Raw genomic sequence first — 20,959 nt, forward strand, 5'->3', positions numbered from 1 at the left:
TTTAAAAATTTGTGCATAAAAGCCTTTTTTCTTAGTGCTTTCATCATATTCTTTTAATAAATCGCTCAGAGTCCCTCTCCTAAATATTCATCATTTTCAAGCTCAATCTCAAGCAATCTATTATACTTAGCCGTTCTATCCGCCCTTGCTGGCGCACCTGTTTTAATCTGCCCCGTATTTAAAGCCACCGCAAAATCAGCGATAAAAGCATCCTCACTCTCACCTGAACGATGCGACATAATGCACTTATAATTATTTCTTTGTGCTAGACGCACAGTTCGCATAGTTTGCGTGAGTGTGCCGATTTGATTAGGCTTGATTAAAATGGCATTTGCCATTTTTTTCTCTATACCCTCTTTTAAAATTTCCTCATTTGTTACAAACAAATCATCTCCTACAAGCTGAATTTTAGCTCCCAGCTCTTTTGTGAGTTTAATCCACCCCTCAAAATCATTTTCCGCTAAACCATCTTCAATACTACAAATAGGATACTTCGCACAAAGCTCCACATAACGCGCAATTAGCTCATCACTCGTAAAAGTCCTACCTTCTAAATGATACTTACCATCCTTATAAAATTCCGTGCTAGCGACATCAAGAGCGATTTTAATTTGCTTTTCATACCCCGCCTTTTTAATGCAAGTCATTAAAAACTCAATAGGCTCTGTATTGTTTGCTAAATTAGGTGCAAAGCCGCCCTCATCACCTAAAGCAGTCGGATGTCCGCCATTTGCCAATTCTTTTTTCAAAATGGCATAAATTTCACAAACCGCCCTTAAACCCTCTTTAAAGCTAGTAAAACCATAAGGCATAATCATATATTCTTGAAAATCAACACTATTATTCGCATGCGCTCCGCCATTTATGATATTACACATAGGCACAGGCAAAACGCTAGCATTTGCTCCACCCAAATAGCGATAAAGTGGCATACCTAAAGAATTCGCCACCGCTCTTGCATTTGCCATAGAAACACCCAAAGTCGCATTTGCTCCAAGTTTAGAATAGTTTTTCGTTCCGTCAAGTTCGCGTAAAATGGTATCAAGCTGAGTTTGATTAAAGGCGTCAAGCCCTGTAATTTCATCGGCTATATTTTCATTAATGTTAGAAACAGCCTTTAAAACACCCTTTCCGCCAAATCTAGCCTCTCCGTCTCTAAGCTCCAAAGCCTCCTTAGAACCTGTGCTAGCTCCACTTGGCACTATGGCAGATCCTGAGCTTCCATCGCTTAAAATCACTTCCGCTTTAACGCTAGGATTACCCCTACTATCCAAAACCTCGTAAGCTCTTACATCTTCGATAATCAACATTTATTCCTCCTCTTCTTCACCACTATCACTCATCACACCCTCTATACCCATAGAATTTTGTATGGCTTTTGTGATTTCATCGGCAAGTTCTGGATTTTCTTTTAGAAAAGCCTTAGAATTTTCTCTACCTTGACCAAGTTTTTTATCTTTATAGGAGAACCACGCTCCACTTTTATCGATAATGTCAAGCTTAACCCCATAGTCAATCAACTCACCCTCACGGCTCAAACCCTCTCCATACATCACATCAAATTCCGCCACTCTAAAAGGTGGTGCGACTTTATTTTTAACGACCTTAACCTTAACGCGGTTACCAATAGGCTCTTCATTTTGCTTTAAAGTCGCCACCTTACGCACATCAAGACGCACAGAAGCGTAGAATTTCAAAGCATTTCCGCCCGTAGTCGTTTCAGGAGTGCCATAACCCATAGCACCGATTTTCATACGAATTTGATTGATAAAAATCACCGTAGTATTCATCTTATGCACTATACCCGTAAGTTTTCTTAAGGCTTGACTCATCAAACGCGCTTGAAGACCCACATGCTGATCTCCCATATCTCCATCAATCTCCGCCTTAGGCGTGAGTGCTGCCACGCTATCTACGACTATTAAATCAATAGCCCCACTCCTAGCAATAGTCTCCACAATCTCCAAAGCTTGCTCACCAAAATCAGGTTGAGAAATATAAAGATTATCTGTATCCACACCCAAATTTTTAGCATATTTTACATCTAAAGCGTGCTCGGCATCGATAAAGGCACACACGCCTCCAGCCTTTTGACACTCGGCAATGATATGAAGTGTGAGAGTCGTTTTACCCGAGCTTTCAGGTCCATAAATTTCTATAATACGCCCCTTAGGAACACCTCCTATACCCAAAGCTAAATCAAGCCCCACAGAGCCTGTGCCTATGCTATCAATTTGCTCAACTTCCTTATCGCCAAGCCTTAAAATCGTGCCTTTTCCAAAGGCTTTATCAAGGCTTTTTAAGGCTGCGTCTAAAGATTTTTTCTTATTATCGTCCATAATTGTCCTTAAAATTTAAAAAATATGGCTAGAATTCTAACCAAATAAAAATAATAATTTATTGCCAAATCAAAATATAGGAAAAAATTTATGAAAGAAATTCACATAGCACATTCTCCAGATGCCGATGATATTTTTATGTATATGGCGATTAAATTTGGTTGGATTGGTGCTTTTACTTACCATAATCAAGCCCTAGATATCCAAACTCTTAACGATCTCGCTCTTAAAAACGAATTTGACGCTACGGCGATTTCTTTTGCACTTTATCCACTCATCGCTAAGGACTATGCACTTTTACGCACGGCTGTAAGCTTTGGTGAGGGCTATGGACCAAAGCTTATTAAGAAAAAAGATAAAATTTTAAAACGCAATTTTAAGGTCGCTCTAAGCGGTGCAAACACGACAAACGCCCTTATTTTCCGCATTAAATACCCAGAAGCAAGAATTATTTATAAAAATTTCTTAGAGATAGAAAAGGCTGTTTTAAATGATGAAGTTGATGCAGGGGTTTTAATCCACGAAAGCATTTTAGAATTTGATACAAATTTATGCGTGGAAGCTGAACTTTGGGATATATGGCTAGAACTTGTTAAAGAAAATTTACCCCTACCACTTGGAGGTATGGCTTTAAGACGCTCTTTGCCTTTAAGCGATGCGATTAAGATAGAAAAAGATTTAACAAAAGCTGTTTTTTTAGCACATCATAACCGCCACATTTTAGCCCCTATGCTACTAGAAAGAGGCTTAATCCGTGTCGATGAAGCTAAACTTGAAACCTATCTTAATCTTTATGCAAATCATAATTCCATTTCGATGAGTGAAATACAGTTGCAAGCCCTAGATATGCTCTTTAAACTGGGCTATGATTATAAATTTTATGATAAAATTCTAAAAGCAAACGATTATCTTATCCCTAGCGAATATGAAGAAGCTAGGAATTTATAAAGGAAAAGTATGGAAGAAAGCACTCTCGTGGCACTTGGCGTAGCGACTTTTAAGATTACTCTTTTACTTTCTTTACCTATGCTTTTAGCGGGGCTTATCGCGGGGCTTATCATTAGCATCTTTCAAGCGACCACGCAAATTAATGAAATGACGCTTTCTTTCGTGCCTAAAATCATTTTAGTTGTCGTTGTAATCATCTTTTTAATGCCGTGGATGACCTCAACGATGATTGATTTTACCGCAAATATACTCAATCAAATTCCAACTTTTATCAAATGATTATAGATTTTAAAAAATACTCCTCCGTGCGTATAGGACAAGCTTTTGAAGTCGAAGTTTTAGATAATGTGCGTGAATTTGACGGCTTTATAATAGGAGGAGCTAATAATCTTTTAATAAGCCCAGAGCCTAAAAAAATGGGCATTTTAGGAGAGGAATTTAATTTTATCAAAATTCTCGATAAAAACGCAGATTTTATCACGCTTCAAATAGGCTGTGCAACTAAATCAAGCACCCTATATCAATTTGCCAAAAAGCATAATTTAAAAGGCTTTGAATTCCTTACTAAAATTCCCGGTCAGCTTGGCGGACTTTTAAAAATGAATGCGGGACTTAAAGATTGTAATATTAGCACAAATTTAAGCAAAATTATGACAGCAAAAAGGGAAATAAAACGCGATGAAATAAACTTTTCCTACCGCTTTAATCCCCTTAAAATGCCCTTTTTTTGGGCGGAATTTAAGCTTGAATTTGGCTTTGATTACGAAAAAGATAGGACTTTAAAACTCGCCAGGTCTAATCAGCCAAGCGGTGCTAGTTTTGGCTCTATCTTTAAAAATCCTAAAGATGATTATGCGGGGCGTTTAATCGAAGCAGTGGGACTTAAAGGCTTTAGAAAAAATGACGCAAAATTAAGCGAAAAGCACGCAAATTTCCTCATCAATCAAAAAAACGCCAGCTTTGAAGACGCACTTTTTCTTATCGAGCTTGCAAGAAAAAGAGTCTTTGAGGAATTTGGAATTTTGCTTGAAAATGAAGTCATAATCCTTTAAAAAAATTTGTTACAATACGCCAAAAAGGAGAAATTATGCAAATTATGCTTTGTGCTATTTGTAATATCGCGAGTGGAAATTGCTCTGAAGACTGCAAATACTGCACCCAAAGTGCCTTTGTCAAAACAAAAATTCAAAAATATCGCCGCAAAAAAATCGCTCAAATCGTTTATGAAGCTAAAATGGCTAAGAAAAACGAAGCTTTAGGATTTTGTCTTGTTACTGCTGGGCTAGGGCTTGATGATGAAAAATTAGAATATGTTTGCGAAGCAGCCCACGCCGTAAAAAAAGAAGAGCCAAATTTACTTCTAATCGCCTGTAATGGCAAGGCTAGTGTGGAACAGTTAAAAGAGCTTAAAAAAGCTGGAATTTTTTCTTACAATCACAATCTTGAAAGCTCACGCGAATTTTTCCCACAAATTTGCACAACACACACTTGGGAGAGTCGTTTTGAGACAAATTTAAATGCCAAAGAAGCTGGGCTTATGCTTTGCTGTGGGGGAATTTATGGTATGGGTGAGAGTGAGGCAGATAGAATAAGCTTTAGAAAGTCCTTAAAGGAGCTTGAGCCTTTTTCAAGCCCGATTAATTTTTTCATCGCTAATGAAAATTTGAATTTGAAAGTGCCAAAATTAAGCGCTGATGAAGCTTTGCAAATCATCAAAGATAGTAAAAAGGATCTACCAAATTCCGTTTTAATGGTCGCTGGAGGGCGTGAAGTGGTGCTTAAAGATAGGCAATATGAAATTTTTGAAGCAGGAGCCGGGGCTATTGTGGTGGGAGATTATCTTACAACCAAAGGAGAAGAGCCAAGCCGTGATATTATGAAACTAAAAGAAATGGGATTTAGCTTTGCATCCGAGTGTCATTGACCCGCAAAATCTTATCGATCTTAAAATTCTTATTATTATCGCTATTTGTTTGCTTTTATCGCCACATATAGCAAAAATTCTACGCCTTAGCCTTTCAGCGACTGAAATTATGCTTGGGGCTTTGGTGGCGTATTTTGGATTTGCCTTAGAGAGTGAAAATTTTAAGCTTTTAGCAAATATAGGCTTTGCTTATCTTATGTTTATCGCTGGTATGGAAGTGAATTTACATCATTTATTTAGTATGGATAAAAAACTGGCACAAAAAAGCCTTATTTATATTCTTTTACTTTATACACTTTCTTCTTTGCTGGTGTGGATTTTTGGGCTGCATTATATTTTTATTTTAATTATCCCTGTGATGAGTGTGGGACTTTTATCCATACTTTATAAAGATTTTGGCAAGGAGTGCTACTGGCTTAATGTCTCTATGCTAGTGGCAACTTTAGCTGAGGTTGTATCCATAGTGCTTTTGACCTTAGCGGGTGCTTTTTTAAACGAAGGCACAAGTGCGCTTGATGTCGCTAAAAGCATCTTATATCTTAATCTTTTCCTAGCTCTTTGCATTGTGAGTTTTAAATTTCTTAAGGTGCTTTTTTGGTGGTATCCGCAGCTTCAAACTCTCTTAATGCCTTGGGAGGATAAAAACGAAAAAGATATAAGATTTTGTGTGGCGATTTTTATCTTTATCGTGGTGGCTATGATGATTACCAGACTAGAAATTGTGTTAGGAGCTTTTATCGCCGGTTCTTTCATTGCGACTTTTTTTAATCACAAAAAAGACTTAGAGCATAAACTCTCAAGCTTTGGCTATGGTTTTTTAATCCCCATTTTTTTTCTTTACATCGGCACAACCTTCAATCTTTCTTTACTTTTAAATTATGAAATCGTTTTGCAAGCATTTTTATTAATGTTTTCAATGATTATTTTAAGGGTGGTAAGCGCTCTTACTTTTTATAAAAAAATGGGTTTTAAAAATATGCTTCTTTTTGCTCTAAGCCACTCTATGCCACTAACCTTACTCATCGCTACGGCTACGCTTTCTTATTCGGCTAAACTCATCACGGCAAATCTTTATTCAGCTTTGATTTTAACAGCATTTTTAGAGGCTGTTTTGGTGATGAGTATGATTAAAATTCTTGCAAATTCTTGCAAATAGCCTTAAAAATGTGTTACTTTCTTACTCACATAAAAATAAATATTTTGTAAATTATTTTTTAAAAAGCTCTAAATTTTGCTTATTTGTTACAATAATAAATAAACTAAAATGAAAGGATAATTAATGTCAAACACCATAACTCTAATAGATAATAGAAATGGCAAAAGCTGTGAATTTCCCATTTACAATGCGACTTTAGGACCTAGCGTTGTCGATATGTCAAGCTTTTATAAGCAAACAGGTATGTTTTGCTACGATGAAGGCTTGACCTCTACTGCTACCTGCAAATCGCAAATCACCTACATTGACGGCGAAAAGGGCATTTTGAAACATCGCGGTTATCCTATTGAGTGGCTTGCGGAAAATAAGCTTTTTCTAGATGTCGTGCATCTTTTACTCTATAAAGAACTCCCAAGTGCCGAAAGATTAGAATCCTTTCGCTACGAGCTTAAAAAACGCTCTTTTATCCACGAGGGGATGCATAAACTCTTTGATGCTTTCCCAGATAATGCCCATCCTATGGCAATTTTACAAGGAGCGGTTTCTTCACTTTCAGCCTTTTATCCTGACCATTTAAATATGAATGTTAAAGAAGAATATATGGAAATGGCAGCACGCATTGTCGCTAAAATTCCTACCATAGTCGCCACTGCTTATCGTTACAAAAATGGCTTTCCTATGGCTTATCCCAATTTAGATAGGGGCTTTACCGAAAATTTCTTATATATGCTTCGCACCTATCCTTACGACCATGTGAAATTAAGACCGATTGAAATTAAAGCTTTAGATACAGTGTTTATGCTTCACGCAGATCACGAGCAAAACGCTTCCACCTCAACAGTTCGTGCAGTTGGCTCAACGCACGCTCACCCTTATGCTTGTATTAGTGCGGGCATTGGTGCGCTTTGGGGACACGCACACGGCGGAGCCAATGAGGGCGTCATTCGTATGCTTGAAATGATAGGCACACCTGATAGGGTTGATGAATTTATCAAAAAAGCTAAGGATAAAAATGATCCTTTTAGACTTATGGGCTTTGGACATAGGGTTTATAAGAATTTTGACCCGCGCGCTAAGGTGCTTAAAAAGCTTAGAGACCAGCTTATTGATGAGCTTGACATTGATACTAATCTCATTAAAGTCGCCACTAAAATCGAAGAAATCGCCCTACAAGATGATTATTTCGTGCAAAGAAATCTTTATCCCAATGTTGATTTTCACAGCGGCTTGATCTTAAAGGCATTAGGGATTCCAAATGAAATGTTTGCCACACTTTTTGTCATCGGTAGAACGCCCGGATGGATCGCACAATGGATCGAGCAAAAAGAACAAGAAAGCCTCAAAATAGTCCGCCCAAGACAACTTTATCTAGGTGAAGTAGAAAAATGAATTTAGACTCTTATTTAAATTTGGCTCTAGACGCTGCAGAAAAAGCATCTAAAGCTATACTAAAAGAAAAAGAAAATCTTAAAATTCTACCCAAAGAAGACGGCACGGCTCTTACTTCAGCCGACCTTGCCTCCAATGAAATTTTAAGCGAAGCTCTTGCAAAAACGGATTTAAAAATTCTTTCTGAAGAAAAAATCTTAAGTTATGAAGAAAGGCGAGAATTAGAGTATTTTTGGCTCATCGACCCTCTTGATGGCACAAAAGGCTTTATAAAAGGGCAAGATGAATACTGCATTATGATAAGCTTGATTCATCAAAAACGCCCCATTTTAGCTCTTATCAAAAGCCCTGAAAAAAATGAAGTTTTTTACGCACACAAAGAAAGTAAAGTTTATAAAAATGCAAGTTTTCTTCAAAATGACGAAGCTTTTTTTAAAAAAAATCAATATACCGCACTTTTAAGCATTAATCATCTTTGTAAAGAAGATGAAGAATTTGCTAAAAAATATCAATTAAAAGCTTTAAATATAAGCTCTGGGCTTAAATTTACCGCTCTTTTAGAAGGAAGGGCTGGAATTTATAGACGCAAAGAAAAACTAAACATCTGGGACATAGCTGCTGGAGATTTTTTACTCAATCAAAATGGTGGCTTTATGGGAAAATTTGATAAAACTTTACTTTCTTACAATGAAAAAGATTTAAGGGCGGATTATTTCATCGCGGTATCAAATAAGGCTTTTTTGCAAGATTTTGGCGATTAATTCGCTATAATTTTGCAAAAATCTCAAAGGAAAGCTATGCGTTTATTTTTAATTCTTTTTATTTTTGCTAATCTTTTACAAGCAGAATTTTCACAAAAACAAATTATCAAAATGGAAAAAGAAGAAAGCTTTGAGCTAATCGACCTCAATCAAGACACTACAAAACAGCACATTGATGAACAAAAAGCTGTTTTTGACAGCTCTACGCTAAAGCCTAAAAAAGAACTTCAGGTTAGCAGAGATAAAGTGCTTGATTATGGTATAGTTTTTAGTTTTAATGAAAAATTTCATTATTTTTTAAACAATCATAAGGTTAATGCTAGAGATTTTTCACGCACTTTTACGCAAAAAACTTTACGCAATTTAAAGCTTAATTTCCTAAATTCCACTGCAAATGGAATTTATCAAAGTCAAAAAACTCTGCAAGATTTCAGTCCCAAAAATGCAAAATTAGTTAATGTCGCTCCCTTTCTAAAACAAGAAAAGGATAAAAATAAGCTTTATACGCAATTTATGGATTATCTCATTGTGATTAATCTTAATGAATTTTACATTGAGCTTACAAATTACTTCATCACGCAAAGTGTAAGTGCTCACGCAAATATCAATTTTAAGCTTATTTCAAGCTCCAAAGGTTTGATAAAGTCTAAAAATATCCATCTTAAACTTGCATTAAAAGACCAAAACACAAGGGAAAATCTTCAAGAAATCTTAAATGAAATGCCCCAAATGTTAGCCGAAGTAGTCAAAAAAGAAACGAAAGGTTTAAAGCCCTAATCACCCACCGCCAATGAAGTATTTCTCCACATCATCGAGCAGCTTTTCACATATGCGAGAATCCGTGCTTTTTTCAACAACGAGGTTGATATAGGTTTTTGTATCTCTAAAACTTCCTGCAGATTTGCTATTTTCACGCGTTAGTTTTTGATTATCTTTTGTGTATTTAATGTTAATGTTAAATTTCAAAGCCGCCGAAGCTTCGCCTAAATTTGTTTCCACGACAACATTCATTTGCGAGGCTTTGCCAAGAGTGGCTTGCATTTTAGAAATGATTTCTCTAAATCTTTGACATTGTCTAATGAGTGTTGAAATGAATTTATTATCAACACCCTCATAAGCAAGCTTTAGCTTGTTTTTAATATCCTTAGTGCTTTCTTTTTCAGGGGCGACAAAAACCATATAAAAGCCATTTTTAATCGGCACATTATCACTTTTAGCATCACGCCCACTTGACATCACTTTCACATAAATAGCATTATCCAAATAAACCCTATCGACCATAGGACCATAAATTTCATATTCTTTTTTACGCACGATAACTTCACGCGCCAAAACATTAAGCTTGACATTAGCTTCTTTGATAATAGGTTCCATTTCTTTTTTGATTTCTAAAAGCTCTTTTAACACCACGCTATCCTTTTAATTAAAATAGGTATTATAACAATTTTTTCTTATAAAAAATTAACTTTCCACAAGCTTCACGCCATAAGCTTTTAGAAGTTCAAAAGCGTGATTTTCTAAGCTTTCATCAAAGCTAGTTGTGGCATTTTTATGTAAGATTAAGGTAGCATTTGGCTTCGCGCAAAAGGCTAAAATGATATTAAAAAACACACAAATATGCGACACAAGTCCGCAAAAATGGATTTCTTCATAATCGCTTTTTTCTATAAAATTTGCAAATTCTATGCTACCAAAAGTGTTTTTATGAAAAATTTTCTTTGCTTTTGATAAAAAAGGCGCAAATTCGCTGGGCATTTCCCAACCAAAAGTGTTTTTAATGCAGTGTTTAATGGGTAAATTCTGCCCCTCTCTCGTCTTTAAATAATCCTCTTCGTGCGTATCAAAAGTGATGAGTAAATCCCCCTCAAATTCACTTAAGAGCCTTATAATTTCACTCTTTATGCTAGGAGCCTTTTCAAAACCTAAACTTCCATTAATAAAATCATTTTGATAATCCACCAAAACAAAAACTTTTTTCATCTATTCTCCTTTCTCCCAAAAAGTCTCACTGTGTAAATTCGAAAACGCACTTTTAAGACTAGTAAAAAGCTTAGGATGCTTACTTTCAAGCTCTTTTAATAAAGCTTTTGCCTCTTCTCTTGCATGAGGAAATTTGACATTTTTCTCGCTTAATTTCATACCGGGACAAAATTCATTGCCTATCACTTCAAGCTCGTTGATTGTGGCATTGTCTCTTAATTGCCTTTCGCGGACGAAAATCAAAGGGCGTATGATAGTAATGCCTCTTTTGCTTTCATAAATGGGCGCAAGAGTTCTTAAAGCACCATTGTGGATAAAATTCATAAAAAAGCTCTCTGCTGCATCGTCTAAATGATGAGCAATTGCAAGCTTATTAAAACCTTTTTCAAGTGCATAAGTATATAAAGCTCCACGCCTCATACGCGAAAAATAACTACAAAAACTCGAATTTTCTCTAATCGTATCGCCAGAAATTTCATAGATATTACTCTCAATCACACTATGCTTAATGCCGTGTTCTTCGCAATGTGCGTGAAGTTTGGAATAATCCTCCCCCATACCATAACTCAAAGTCGCCGCCTCAAGCTCAAATTTAAAAGGTGCGTGAGCTTGCATACGCTTTAAAAGATGTGCTAAGGCTAGGGAGTCCTTACCCCCACTAAGTCCTAAAAGCACCCTGTCATTATCTTCTATGAGTTTGAATTTTGCATTAGCCTGAGCAACTTGTCTTATAAGTTTTTTGCTAAGATTTATCATAATTTATCGCACATTTTAAGGACAAAATTAGCAGAAATTTTAGCAGACTTTACTACAAATTCATCAAAGTCAAATTCTGCCTTTTCTCCAGCCTTATCACTCATCGCCCTTAAAATAAAGCAAGGCACTTTCAAAGCCTGACACACTAAAGCCACGCTAGCGCCTTCCATCTCACAAGCATCGGCATTAAAAATTTCTCTAATTTTCACCTTTTTTGTCTCATCGCAAATAAATTCATCGCCCGTTGCAATAATCCCTGCATTAAGCTTGATATTAAGCTCCTTAGCCACTTCAAGCGCGAGAGTATTTAAACGCTCATCTGTTTTGATAAAAATTTCATTACCCGGCACAAAACCTAAAGGATGTCCAAAGGCTGTAATGTCTAAATCATATTGCACCAAACTTTTAGCATAAAGTAAATCACCTATTTCTAAATTTGGATTAAAAGCACCCGCTACACCCGTAAAAAGCAATGTTTGCGCACCATATCGCTCTATCATCACGCTAGCACTTAAAGTAGAATTGACCTTGCCGATTTTAGAATAAGCTAAAATAAGCTCGTGTCCCTTGTAGTTTGCAAAATAATAAGTGTTATTAGCATATTCTTCACTTGTATAGTCTTTTAAAATTTCAAGTAGAGGGGCGATTTCTTCTTGCATCGCACCAAGTATTGCTATTTTCATTGTATAACCTTTAAAAATTCATCAACTTCATTTAAATTTGTTAAAGCGTAAGTTTCTTTTGTGGTGATTTTTTTATTAAGACCTTTTAAAATACTCGCTCCAAATTCGACAAAATAATCGACCTCATCTTGTATATTTAAAATGCTTTGTTTATAAAGCACAGGAGAGATTAGCTGGGCTTTTAGTAAATTTAAGGCTTCGCTTTTGCTTTCATAAGATTTAGCATTGACATTTGAAATCACAGGTAAAAAACTAGACCTTAAAACGCCTTCTAACTCTTTGCTAAGCTTAATTGACGCTTCATTTAAAAGCGGACAATGGCTAGCCACACTCATATTTAAAAGCATAGCTCTTTTAGCACCAGCTTCTTTAAATTTCGCTTCATATTCTAACAAATGTGCTTTTAAACCTGCCACGACAATTTGCCCATCGCAATTATAATTTGCCGCAAAAATGCTTTTACCTTCTGCCTTTGCTAACTCGCAAAGACCTTGCACCACTTCATCGTTTAAACCTAAAACTACCATCATACCGGCTTCAATTTTAACGCAATCTTCTTGCATATAAATTCCGCGTTTATTGACTAAAACAATAGCCTCTAAAAAATCAAAAGCCCCATTAATCGCCAAAGCACTAAATTCACCCAAAGAATGTCCCAAGGCAAAATTATGCCTAAAATCTGGCTTTTTTTCTAACAAAGCAGCATAAGCCATTAATGAGCTTAAAACAATCGCAGGTTGTGTAAATTCACTCCTAGCTAAGTCGTCATTTTGTGTAAAAAGTAGGCGTTTAAAATCAATCTTGCCATATTCACTAGCTTCATCTAAAAGAGCTTTCGCTTTTGGAGAATTTTCGTAAAAGTCCTTTCCCATACCAAGGCTTTGAGAGCCTTGACCGGGGAATATTAATGCGCAACTCATCCGTGGCAACCACAACCTCCGCCGCAGCAGCCGCCTCCGTGATGATGATGTCCGTGTCCGCTTCCGCAGCAACCACCACTTCCAGCTATGATTCCTGTTAAAATTTCGTCTTCACTAGCTTCTCTAGCATCGACTATATTAAGAGAAAAAAGCAAATCCCTACCTGCATAAGGGTGATTGTAATCTATTGTTACTTCATTATCATTTATTTCTTTCACGCTTACACGCACGGTTTGCCCATCTTCACCTTCGCCAAAAAGCTCCATACCGACTTTTAAGTCGATACCAGCAAATTGCTCCTTAGGTAAGGTTTGCACCGCACTTTCATCATAATCACCCAAAGCCTTGTCTTTTTTGATAAGCACATCGGCATTTGAAGGGCATTCAAGCTTCATTACTTCTTCTTCTAAACTATCTAAAATTTGCCCTTTTCCAACTATAAATGCAATAGGCTGGGCGTTAATATTAGACTCTAAAATTTCATTAGTATTCGCATCCTTTAATTCATAAAACATCGATACTACGCTATTTTTTTCTATAACCATTTTTTCTCCTTTAACTTGTTTTATTTGCGATTTGGCGAAGCTTTTGCTTCTGGAGTGTTAGGATAATTTGTTTTTAAAGCCCTGTAAAAGCCATTGGCACTTTTTGTATCGCCCACTTTATCCAAAGAAATTGCCGTGTGATACAATAATTTAGGAAAATAGTCTCCCTTAGTGCTTATGCTTGAGCTTTTTTTGTAATAAACAATAGCATTATTATAATTTTGCTGTTTATACTCTATCTCTCCAAGCCAAAAATTCGCCCTTGCAGGCTTATAATGCTTTTCTATGAGATAGTTTAATTTTTCTCTAGAATTTTCAAAAAGATTTTCATTTAAATCCTTAATTGCCAATTTCAAAATTTCATTATGCTTTTCTTTTTTCCAACTATCATCAATTTTAACTTGTTGCGTTTGTGAAGTTACAGCGATACTAGCATTTTCTTCGCTAGTAAGATTACTATCATTTATTATTGTGCTAAAAGTCGTTTTTGTGCGGTTTGTATCATTAAAGTCATTTTTAGAAACATAATTGTTATTGATAGAATCAACCAAAGAACTAAGCTCTGTTAAGATCTTCTTAACTTGCTTATGATTTGCATCTTGTATTTTTCTACTTTCCTCAACATAGGCTTTAAGACTTTTAAGCTCTAAGCTAAGATTATTTTCTACATTTTCGCTATTTACCTCAAGCTGATTTAGGCGCGAATTTGACTTAGCATACTGAGAATTAATGCCCTCAAGCATACTTTGCAAACCCTCTAATCTCTCATTTGTTTCATTGATTTTAGCACTAAGTGAAGAATATTCATTACTTAAACTATCAAGTTTATCTTTAAATAATTTTTCATTTGAAGTCAGCCCATAAGCCGAATTGCTTGTCAAATTTCCTGCACCAAAAGCAGAAGTTTCCGCGTAAAGAAATGTAGCCCCCAAGAGAGCTACTAAAGTTATTTTTTTCATTATCTTGCTAGTTTAAACTCTGCACGACGGTTTTGTGCATCACAAGTTTTAGTTTTCTCTGTGCAAACAGGATTAGTTTCTCCATAGCTTTTTACAGAAATTCTATCAGAATTTACACCTTGAGAGATAAGTGCATCTTTAACAGCCTTAGCTCTTTTAAGTCCTAAAGCTTGATTATACTCATCAGTTCCCCACTCATCGCAGTTTCCTTCAACAGTAATGCTCGTGCCACTTACTTCAGTGTTGAAAATATTTGCATTTGTGCTAACGACAGATTGCATATCACTTCTAATATTGAATTTATCAAAGTCAAAATAAACCTTACCTAAAGTATCGTTAAGTTGAGAGATTTTCGAATCGATGTTCCAACCATCGCTACCACCTGAGCCACGAGAGCCATCAACATCTGTGCCACCACTTACACTAGTACTTTTAGTACTACAACCACTAATCACAATCGCAAGAGTTGCAATTGAAGTAAAAAGAATTTTCTTCATTATAAGACCTTTCAAAGTTTGTTAAATTGTAGTTATTATAACTAAAAAATTGTTAATTTTAATTAATATTTAAAAAAATTACCAATCAATCGATTGAATTTTACCTACTTTCAATGGAAAATAAAAAGTTTTATTTGCATTGACACGAATCACACCTAAGGCACTTTGATTACCCAAATGCTTGATAAACACTATACTACCGCCATCACTAGAAAAACGCGGAAATAAATTTTTACCATTTGCACTAAGCTGTCTAATATAATCACTCTTAATAGACATTAAATAAATATTAAAGACACCCGCTTGTTTTGGCTCGCGACTGGAATAAACCAAAAAGTCCTTATAAGTCGAAACCGCAGAATTGTTTCTTCCGTGAAAAACGGCTTGTTCGGCTGAAGTGCTACCTAAATTTTGTATAAAAATATTAGGATAGCCTAGCCTATCTGAAACGAAAACCACCCTCGACTCGTCCTCGCCGATGAAATTTGCATTGACATCGATGCCCGAATAATTCGTGATTTTCGTCAAATTTTTAGCATTCAAATCATACAAATACACATCAGGCTGATCCTGCGGCGCCATCGTAACCAAAAGTTTGCTGCCATCACGACTCACATCGCTAGCTACGACCATGCCGCCACTTGAAAGAATTTTTGTCGCCTTATTGCTTGTCAGATCAAAGCGGAAAAGCGTGGGCTTATCGTGATCATATGCCGTGTAGTAAAACATCGTTTGTTCCTCGTTTACCCATTTAGGAAACAAATTTAAGCCTCCATCAACTATCACTCTTTGATAAGTAAGCGTATAATCTGCCATGATGATTTGACTGCGTTTTGACGAATTTGTCCTTGCGATGAGAATTTTATGATCCATCCACTCAACAGGCGCTAAACCTAAAAATTTCACCGATTCTTTAACGCCCTTGTGCGCTAAAAAGGGATATTGCTCGACTTTGTTTAGCGTGTAGTCTTGATTAGCTTTTTCCACTCCACCTGCTTTGATTTTGATATTAAGGCTTAAATTTTCGCCATTTTTTGCAAGAGCATATTCAAAAGTATAGTTAGAATTTTCGCTTCCCTCATCGACCACTTCAAAATTGGAACTAACTTTAAGATCATTGACTATCATATTATAAAAACTACGCTTTAAATTTGCATCGCTTAAATTAGAATTATCTTTAACGATGATTTTAGGTAAAACAACGCCTTGATTAACAACATCAATAACAGGGTCCTCCGCCCATACCACACTAAAAATAGCTAAAAAAACTAGTAAAATTTTTCTCATTTTTTCTCCTTAAATTCATCCGCAAATTCTAGCAAAAACAAAAAGCTTAATGTTAATCAAAATTTAATAAACTTACACAACACCATAGAAACAAATCAAACAAATTTTAAGGAAAAACAATGCCACAAGCACCCCTAACAAGACAATCTCAAAGAGATGCCCTGCACTCTACCATTTGGAAAGTCGCTAATGACTTGCGCGGAAGTGTCGATGGCTGGGATTTCAAAATGTATGTGCTAGGTATGCTCTTTTACCGCTTCATTAGTGAGAATCTAGCCGCTCATATCAATGCCAAGCAAGGCATAGACCCTGCCCCATTACAAACGGGGGGGGGGGGGGGGGAACACCCAAACGCTTATGAAAATTTAAGCGATGAAGAGATAGATGAGAGCCCAGAAAACCGCGAAGCTATCATTAAAGAAAAGGGCTTTTTCATCTACCCAAGCCAGCTTTTTTGCAATGTCCTAAAGTCCCACGCCCACGACACCACCAACCTAAACCAAACCCTAAGCAACGCCTTTGCCAAAATCGAAGCCTCCACCATAGGCACGACAAGCGAGAGCGATTTCAAGGGGCTTTTTAGCGATATTGATGTCAATTCTAGTAAAAATCTAGGAGAAACCCTCCTAAAGCGCAACGAAAAGCTTTATAAAGTGATGCAAGAAATAGCCACGCTTGATTTGCATTATAGTGATAATGCTATCGATACCTTTGGCGATGCGTATGAATACCTTATGCGTATGTATGCGGATAAAGCGGGTAAAAGTGGGGGCGAGTTTTTCACCCCGCAAGAAGTCAGCCACCTACTAGCAAGGCTTGTAAGCTATGGGAAGCAAAGTGTCAATAAAGTCTATGACCCAGCTTGTGGGAGCGGCTCGCTGCTCTTGCAGTTTGCCAAGGTGCTAGGCAGTGCAAATGTCAAGCAGGGATTTTTCGGACAAGAGATAAACCCCACTATTTACAATCTCTGCCGTATCAATATGCTGCTGCACAATGTAGGCTTTGAGAATTTTGACATAGCCTTAGGCGATACACTCCTAGAGCCAAAGCATAAAGATGATGAGCCCTTTGACGCTATCGTCTCCAACCCTCCTTACTCTACCAAATGGATAGGCGATGATGACCCTAAACTTATCAATGACCCGCGCTTCGCCCCTGCTGGTGTGCTAGCTCCTAAAGGCTATGCCGATCTGGCTTTCACTATGCATATGCTCTCTTGGCTCTCTCCTTCTGGCACTTGTGCCATAGTAGAGTTCCCGGGCGTGCTTTATCGCGGGGGCAAAGAAAAGCAAATTCGCAAATATTTGATAGATAATAACTTCATAGACACCATTATCCAGCTCCCGGACAATCTCTTTTTCGGCACAAATATTGCCACCTCTATCATCGTGCTAAAGAAAAATAAGCAAAGCGTAGCGACCCTTTTCATCGATGCGAGCGAGCAATTTACCAAAGTTACAAAGAAAAATATCCTAGAATCCACCCACATTGACACCATAGTAAATGCCTATGCCACGCGCCAAGATATAGAGTATTTTTCGCGTTTGGTAAGTGTGGAAGAAATACGGGCAAATGACTACAACCTAAGCACCTCCACCTACATCACGCCAAAGGATACAAGAGAAGTCATAGACATCACCGCTCTTAATGCACAAATCGCCCAAATCGTAGAGAAGCAAGCCGCCCTAAGAATGCAGATAGATTCTATCATCAGCTCCCTAGAAGGTGCTAACTAATGCGAAGCCTAAAACTCCTAGCCCAAAGCACCGCCTCCACCATAGCCGTAGAATTTACCCCAAGCAAAAAAGTGGATTCTAGCTATCAAAGTGAAGCCCAGCTAGAAAAAGAGCTCATCAAAACGCTTGAAGCCCAAGGCTATGAATACGCCCCTATCAGTGATGAAAAAGCCCTAGAATCCAATCTGCGCACAAAGCTAGAGACGCTAAACTCCACCACCCTAAGCGACACAGAGTGGCGGCGATTTTTTAACCAAGTGCTTTCTAGGGCAAATGCCTCTATCGTAGAAAAAAGTGAGCTAATCCAAGAGGACTATATCCAGCCCCTAGAGCGTGATAATGGCAGCACTATCAACTTCAAGCTAATCGACAAAGCCGACATACATAAAAACTCCTTGCAAGTTATCAATCAATATCAAGCCCAAAGCCCCACGCGCTCTCACCGCTATGATGTAACGATCCTAGTCAATGGACTGCCTTTGGTGCATATCGAGCTAAAGCGCAGGGGCGTGAGCCTAAGAGAAGCTTTCAATCAAATCAATCGCTATGGGCGGGAGAGCTTTTTTAGCGGGAGTGGGCTCTTTGAGTTTGTGCAGATTTTTGTCATTAGTAATGGCACGCAAAGCAAGTATTACTCCAACACCACGCGCGATTTTCATATCAAAACACAACAAGGCATAAAAACGACCAAAACTTCCAATAGCTTTGAATTTACCAGCTATTTTAGCGATGAGCAAAACACCATTATAAACGACCTTATAGACTTTGCAAAGACCTTTTTTGCTAGGCATACACTTTTGCAAATTCTTTGCCATTACTGCGTGCTAGATGTAGATAGAAAGCTCCTAGTCCTGCGCCCTTATCAAATCGCCGCGTGCGAGAAAATCCTGCAAAAAATCGCCATAAGCTACCACAACAAATTCTACGAAAAAGCCAGCGAGCAAAAAAGCGGCGGCTATATCTGGCACACCACAGGCAGTGGGAAAACTTTAACCAGCTTTAAAACCGCCCAGCTAGTGAGCAAAATCCCAGAAATTGCTAAAGTGCTTTTTGTCGTGGATAGAAAAGATTTAGACTATCAAACAATGCGAGAATACGATAGATTCCAAAAGGGTGCCGCCACCGGGAGCAAAAACACCAAAGAGCTCCACGCCAGACTCCACAGCACAGACAAAGATCATAAAATCATCATTACCACCATTCAAAAGCTCTCCCGCTTCATCGCCCAAGCCAAAAATAGCGAGATTTTTAACGAACACATTGTGATGATTTTTGATGAGTGCCATAGAAGTCAATTTGGGCAAATGCAAAAAGACATTTCCAAAGCGTTCAAAAAGCTCTACCTCTTTGGCTTCACAGGCACGCCCATTTTCGCCGCAAACGCGCTAGGCTTTGAGACGACAGAGCGTGTCTTTGGGGCTTGCTTGCATCGCTATACGATAATCCACGCCATACGCGATAGCAATGTCCTGCCCTTTCGCGTGAGCTACCACGCCACCACCAAGCTCAAATCAGCTATCCAAGATGAGCAAGTCCCAGCCATAGACACAGAAGAAGTCCTGCTAGCTAGAGAGCGCATTGCTCAAATTACAAGCTATATCTTAGAGCATTTTGCCACCCAGACTAAGCGCAGCTCCACCTACACCCTAAATGGCAAGCATACCAAAGGCTTTAACGCCATCTTTGCCACCCAGTCTATCCCTATGGCTATGCGCTATTATGAAGAGTTTCAAGCCCAGCAAGCAAGCCTGCCAGAATCTCAAAGGCTAAAAGTAGGCGTTATCTACAGCTACGCCCCAAACGATGAGTTAGAAGAAGAAAACAGCGAGGACACCGCCTCCCTGCCTAAATCCCAGCGCGATTTTTTGGATTCTGCTATAAATGACTATAACGCGGCGTTTAAGTGCAGGTTTGATAGCTCCGCGGATAACTTCCACAACTACTACAAAGACTTCTCCCTAAAGCTTAAAAACCGCGAGCTAGACTTAGCCATCGTGGTCAATATGTTTCTAACAGGCTTTGACGCCACCACGCTAAACACTCTCTATGTCGATAAGTCCTTGCGCCACCACGGGCTTTTGCAAGCCTACTCACGCACCAATAGAATCCTAAATTCCATAAAAAGCTTTGGCAACATCATAGCCTTTAGAGACTTGCAGAGAAACACCGATGACGCCCTAGCCCTTTTCAGCGATGAGAATGCTAAAGGCATAGTCTTTCTAAGAAGCTTAGAAGAATACCTACACGGCTACACCGATGAAAAGGGACAAAAACATAAAGGCTACAACGAGCTGCTACAAACCCTGCGCACGCGCTTCCCTCTAAACAACTTCCTAGAATCCACCCTAAAGCAGAGCGACAAAAAGGACTTCCTAGCCCTTTTTGGCGAGATTTTGAAGCTCCGCAATATCTTAGAAGTCTTTGATGAGTTTAGCGATCCTTTGAGTGCGCGCGAGAGGCAAGATTATCAAAGCCACTACATCGACACCTATGAGAGCCTACGCGCCAAAGACCAAGCGCAGAAGCACAGCGTGCTTGATGAAGTGGAGTTTGAAGTAGAGCTTTTGAAGCAAGTAGAAGTAAGTATCGAGTATATCCTAGAGCTTATCGCCAAATACCACAAGCACAAAGATAAGCACAGCTATGAGCATATAGTAAAGCTGCTAGATTCTAGCCTAAGCCTACGGAGCAAAAAGGAGCTTTTGCTCCGCTTCATACAATCGCTAAACCCCCAAAGCGATGTGGAAAAAGACTTCCGCGCCTACATCAACGCGCGCAAAAATGAGAGCCTAGAGACAATCATCACCGAGCTAAAGCTAAAGCCTGAAAAAACAAGGGCATTTATGCGCGATGCCTTTGAGAGAAGGGAGCTAAGAGACTATGGGCAGGCATTTGGCGATATTTTGCCCCCATCTCCACTCTTTGGCAAGGGTGCAGAGCAGACACATATAGTCCGCAAGCAAGCTCTAGAAAAGCTGCAAGAGCTTTTTGAGCTTTTTAGCGGACTAGAGCTAGGGCAGGAGCGATGAAATGGCATTGCAAGAGAGCCAGAGCAAAGCACAGCAAGCAAGGCACAGCC

21 protein-coding genes are annotated in these 20,959 nt (G+C 38.2%); 10 read left to right on the forward strand and 11 right to left on the reverse strand.

The genetic code is table 11. From position 1 onward, the window contains the following. Positions 1–65 precede the first annotated feature (65 nt). Together eno and recA are read right to left on the reverse strand one after the other, a co-directional pair. On the reverse strand, positions 66–1,310 hold the full coding sequence (eno, locus tag NYG92_RS01675; RefSeq protein WP_289233332.1) for a phosphopyruvate hydratase: 1,245 nt from the start codon (positions 1,308–1,310) through the stop codon (positions 66–68). Then, a complete protein-coding gene (recA, locus tag NYG92_RS01680; protein WP_289233333.1) occupies positions 1,311–2,339 on the reverse strand; it encodes a recombinase RecA in 1,029 nt (342 codons plus the stop codon). It abuts the gene before it with no gap. A 90-nt stretch (positions 2,340–2,429) separates the two neighbouring features. Here recA and NYG92_RS01685 point away from each other — a divergent pair, with 90 nt between their 5' ends. From NYG92_RS01685 to NYG92_RS01720, 8 genes are all read left to right on the forward strand, one after another. After that, on the forward strand, positions 2,430–3,287 hold the full coding sequence (locus NYG92_RS01685; protein WP_289233334.1) for a menaquinone biosynthesis family protein: 858 nt from the start codon (positions 2,430–2,432) through the stop codon (positions 3,285–3,287). 9 nt (positions 3,288–3,296) lie between these two features. Next, on the forward strand, positions 3,297–3,566 hold the full coding sequence (gene fliQ, locus NYG92_RS01690; RefSeq protein WP_270977225.1) for a flagellar biosynthesis protein FliQ: 270 nt from the start codon (positions 3,297–3,299) through the stop codon (positions 3,564–3,566). After that, on the forward strand, positions 3,563–4,339 hold the full coding sequence (locus tag NYG92_RS01695) for a UDP-N-acetylmuramate dehydrogenase (protein ID WP_289233335.1): 777 nt from the start codon (positions 3,563–3,565) through the stop codon (positions 4,337–4,339). The genes fliQ and NYG92_RS01695 overlap by 4 nt, the downstream gene beginning before the upstream one ends. A 35-nt stretch (positions 4,340–4,374) precedes the next feature. Further along, positions 4,375–5,211: a biotin synthase gene (locus NYG92_RS01700; RefSeq protein ID WP_270977222.1), complete on the forward strand. Its 837-nt coding sequence runs from the start codon at positions 4,375–4,377 to the stop codon at positions 5,209–5,211. Then, positions 5,192–6,367 carry a cation:proton antiporter gene (locus NYG92_RS01705; protein ID WP_289233336.1) on the forward strand — a complete coding sequence of 392 codons (1,176 nt, stop codon included), beginning with the start codon at positions 5,192–5,194 and terminating at the stop codon, positions 6,365–6,367. Before NYG92_RS01700 ends, NYG92_RS01705 begins: the two co-directional genes overlap by 20 nt. A 123-nt stretch (positions 6,368–6,490) precedes the next feature. After that, positions 6,491–7,756: a citrate synthase gene (locus NYG92_RS01710; RefSeq protein WP_270977219.1), complete on the forward strand. Its 1,266-nt coding sequence runs from the start codon at positions 6,491–6,493 to the stop codon at positions 7,754–7,756. Then, a complete protein-coding gene (locus NYG92_RS01715; RefSeq protein WP_289233337.1) occupies positions 7,753–8,517 on the forward strand; it encodes a 3'(2'),5'-bisphosphate nucleotidase CysQ family protein in 765 nt (254 codons plus the stop codon). The genes NYG92_RS01710 and NYG92_RS01715 overlap by 4 nt, the downstream gene beginning before the upstream one ends. A 36-nt stretch (positions 8,518–8,553) precedes the next feature. Next, the gene (locus NYG92_RS01720) at positions 8,554–9,294 is read left to right on the forward strand and encodes a hypothetical protein (protein ID WP_270977218.1); all 741 of its coding nucleotides are present in this window, start codon (positions 8,554–8,556) and stop codon (positions 9,292–9,294) included. Here NYG92_RS01720 and NYG92_RS01725 read toward each other — a convergent pair whose 3' ends face one another. From NYG92_RS01725 to tolB, 9 genes are all read right to left on the reverse strand, one after another. Then, positions 9,295–9,924 (reverse strand): hypothetical protein, encoded by a 630-nt coding sequence (locus NYG92_RS01725; protein ID WP_289233338.1) that lies wholly within the window; start codon positions 9,922–9,924, stop codon positions 9,295–9,297. A 54-nt stretch (positions 9,925–9,978) separates the two neighbouring features. Next, positions 9,979–10,497: a cysteine hydrolase family protein gene (locus NYG92_RS01730; protein ID WP_289233339.1), complete on the reverse strand. Its 519-nt coding sequence runs from the start codon at positions 10,495–10,497 to the stop codon at positions 9,979–9,981. Then, on the reverse strand, positions 10,498–11,253 hold the full coding sequence (locus NYG92_RS01735) for a tRNA 2-thiocytidine biosynthesis TtcA family protein (RefSeq protein ID WP_289233340.1): 756 nt from the start codon (positions 11,251–11,253) through the stop codon (positions 10,498–10,500). Then, complete coding sequence (locus tag NYG92_RS01740) at positions 11,250–11,936, reverse strand: 5'-methylthioadenosine/adenosylhomocysteine nucleosidase (protein WP_270977215.1); 687 nt, start codon at positions 11,934–11,936, stop codon at positions 11,250–11,252. The genes NYG92_RS01735 and NYG92_RS01740 overlap by 4 nt, the downstream gene beginning before the upstream one ends. Then, positions 11,933–12,856, reverse strand: coding sequence for an ACP S-malonyltransferase (gene fabD, locus NYG92_RS01745; protein ID WP_270977214.1), 924 nt, complete (start codon positions 12,854–12,856; stop codon positions 11,933–11,935). The genes NYG92_RS01740 and fabD overlap by 4 nt, the downstream gene beginning before the upstream one ends. After that, positions 12,853–13,401, reverse strand: coding sequence for an FKBP-type peptidyl-prolyl cis-trans isomerase (locus NYG92_RS01750; protein WP_289233341.1), 549 nt, complete (start codon positions 13,399–13,401; stop codon positions 12,853–12,855). Before NYG92_RS01750 ends, fabD begins: the two co-directional genes overlap by 4 nt. Before the next feature lie 20 nt (positions 13,402–13,421). After that, positions 13,422–14,360 carry a tetratricopeptide repeat protein gene (locus NYG92_RS01755; RefSeq protein ID WP_289233342.1) on the reverse strand — a complete coding sequence of 313 codons (939 nt, stop codon included), beginning with the start codon at positions 14,358–14,360 and terminating at the stop codon, positions 13,422–13,424. Beyond that, complete coding sequence (pal, locus tag NYG92_RS01760) at positions 14,360–14,857, reverse strand: peptidoglycan-associated lipoprotein Pal (protein ID WP_289233343.1); 498 nt, start codon at positions 14,855–14,857, stop codon at positions 14,360–14,362. The genes NYG92_RS01755 and pal overlap by 1 nt, the downstream gene beginning before the upstream one ends. Positions 14,858–14,935: 78 nt before the next feature. Continuing rightward, a complete protein-coding gene (gene tolB, locus NYG92_RS01765) occupies positions 14,936–16,144 on the reverse strand; it encodes a Tol-Pal system protein TolB (protein ID WP_289233344.1) in 1,209 nt (402 codons plus the stop codon). A 119-nt stretch (positions 16,145–16,263) separates the two neighbouring features. Here tolB and NYG92_RS01770 point away from each other — a divergent pair, with 119 nt between their 5' ends. Both NYG92_RS01770 and NYG92_RS01775 read left to right on the forward strand, forming a co-directional pair. Then, a complete protein-coding gene (locus NYG92_RS01770) occupies positions 16,264–17,880 on the forward strand; it encodes a type I restriction-modification system subunit M (RefSeq protein WP_289233345.1) in 1,617 nt (538 codons plus the stop codon). Beyond that, positions 17,880–20,909, forward strand: a complete 3,030-nt coding sequence (locus NYG92_RS01775) for a type I restriction endonuclease subunit R (protein ID WP_289233346.1) — start codon at positions 17,880–17,882, stop codon at positions 20,907–20,909. The genes NYG92_RS01770 and NYG92_RS01775 overlap by 1 nt, the downstream gene beginning before the upstream one ends. The last annotated feature ends 50 nt before the right edge of the window (positions 20,910–20,959 follow it).

The organism is Campylobacter felis, assembly GCF_030250085.1.
GTDB lineage: Bacteria > Campylobacterota > Campylobacteria > Campylobacterales > Campylobacteraceae > Campylobacter_D > Campylobacter_D upsaliensis.

Bases quoted from the DNA above. Each gene is read 5' to 3' on its own strand.
- eno (WP_289233332.1), bottom strand. From the start codon at position 1,310: ATGTTGATTATCGAAGATGTAAGAGCTTACGAGGTTTTGGATAGTAGG.
- recA (WP_289233333.1), bottom strand. From the start codon at position 2,339: ATGGACGATAATAAGAAAAAATCTTTAGACGCAGCCTTAAAAAGCCTT.
- NYG92_RS01685 (WP_289233334.1), top strand. From the start codon at position 2,430: ATGAAAGAAATTCACATAGCACATTCTCCAGATGCCGATGATATTTTT.
- fliQ (WP_270977225.1), top strand. From the start codon at position 3,297: ATGGAAGAAAGCACTCTCGTGGCACTTGGCGTAGCGACTTTTAAGATT.
- NYG92_RS01695 (WP_289233335.1), top strand. From the start codon at position 3,563: ATGATTATAGATTTTAAAAAATACTCCTCCGTGCGTATAGGACAAGCT.
- NYG92_RS01700 (WP_270977222.1), top strand. From the start codon at position 4,375: ATGCAAATTATGCTTTGTGCTATTTGTAATATCGCGAGTGGAAATTGC.
- NYG92_RS01710 (WP_270977219.1), top strand. From the start codon at position 6,491: ATGTCAAACACCATAACTCTAATAGATAATAGAAATGGCAAAAGCTGT.
- NYG92_RS01715 (WP_289233337.1), top strand. From the start codon at position 7,753: ATGAATTTAGACTCTTATTTAAATTTGGCTCTAGACGCTGCAGAAAAA.
- NYG92_RS01720 (WP_270977218.1), top strand. From the start codon at position 8,554: ATGCGTTTATTTTTAATTCTTTTTATTTTTGCTAATCTTTTACAAGCA.
- NYG92_RS01730 (WP_289233339.1), bottom strand. From the start codon at position 10,497: ATGAAAAAAGTTTTTGTTTTGGTGGATTATCAAAATGATTTTATTAAT.
- NYG92_RS01735 (WP_289233340.1), bottom strand. From the start codon at position 11,253: ATGATAAATCTTAGCAAAAAACTTATAAGACAAGTTGCTCAGGCTAAT.
- NYG92_RS01740 (WP_270977215.1), bottom strand. From the start codon at position 11,936: ATGAAAATAGCAATACTTGGTGCGATGCAAGAAGAAATCGCCCCTCTA.
- fabD (WP_270977214.1), bottom strand. From the start codon at position 12,856: ATGAGTTGCGCATTAATATTCCCCGGTCAAGGCTCTCAAAGCCTTGGT.
- NYG92_RS01750 (WP_289233341.1), bottom strand. From the start codon at position 13,401: ATGGTTATAGAAAAAAATAGCGTAGTATCGATGTTTTATGAATTAAAG.
- NYG92_RS01755 (WP_289233342.1), bottom strand. From the start codon at position 14,360: ATGAAAAAAATAACTTTAGTAGCTCTCTTGGGGGCTACATTTCTTTAC.
- pal (WP_289233343.1), bottom strand. From the start codon at position 14,857: ATGAAGAAAATTCTTTTTACTTCAATTGCAACTCTTGCGATTGTGATT.
- tolB (WP_289233344.1), bottom strand. From the start codon at position 16,144: ATGAGAAAAATTTTACTAGTTTTTTTAGCTATTTTTAGTGTGGTATGG.
- NYG92_RS01770 (WP_289233345.1), top strand. From the start codon at position 16,264: ATGCCACAAGCACCCCTAACAAGACAATCTCAAAGAGATGCCCTGCAC.
- NYG92_RS01775 (WP_289233346.1), top strand. From the start codon at position 17,880: ATGCGAAGCCTAAAACTCCTAGCCCAAAGCACCGCCTCCACCATAGCC.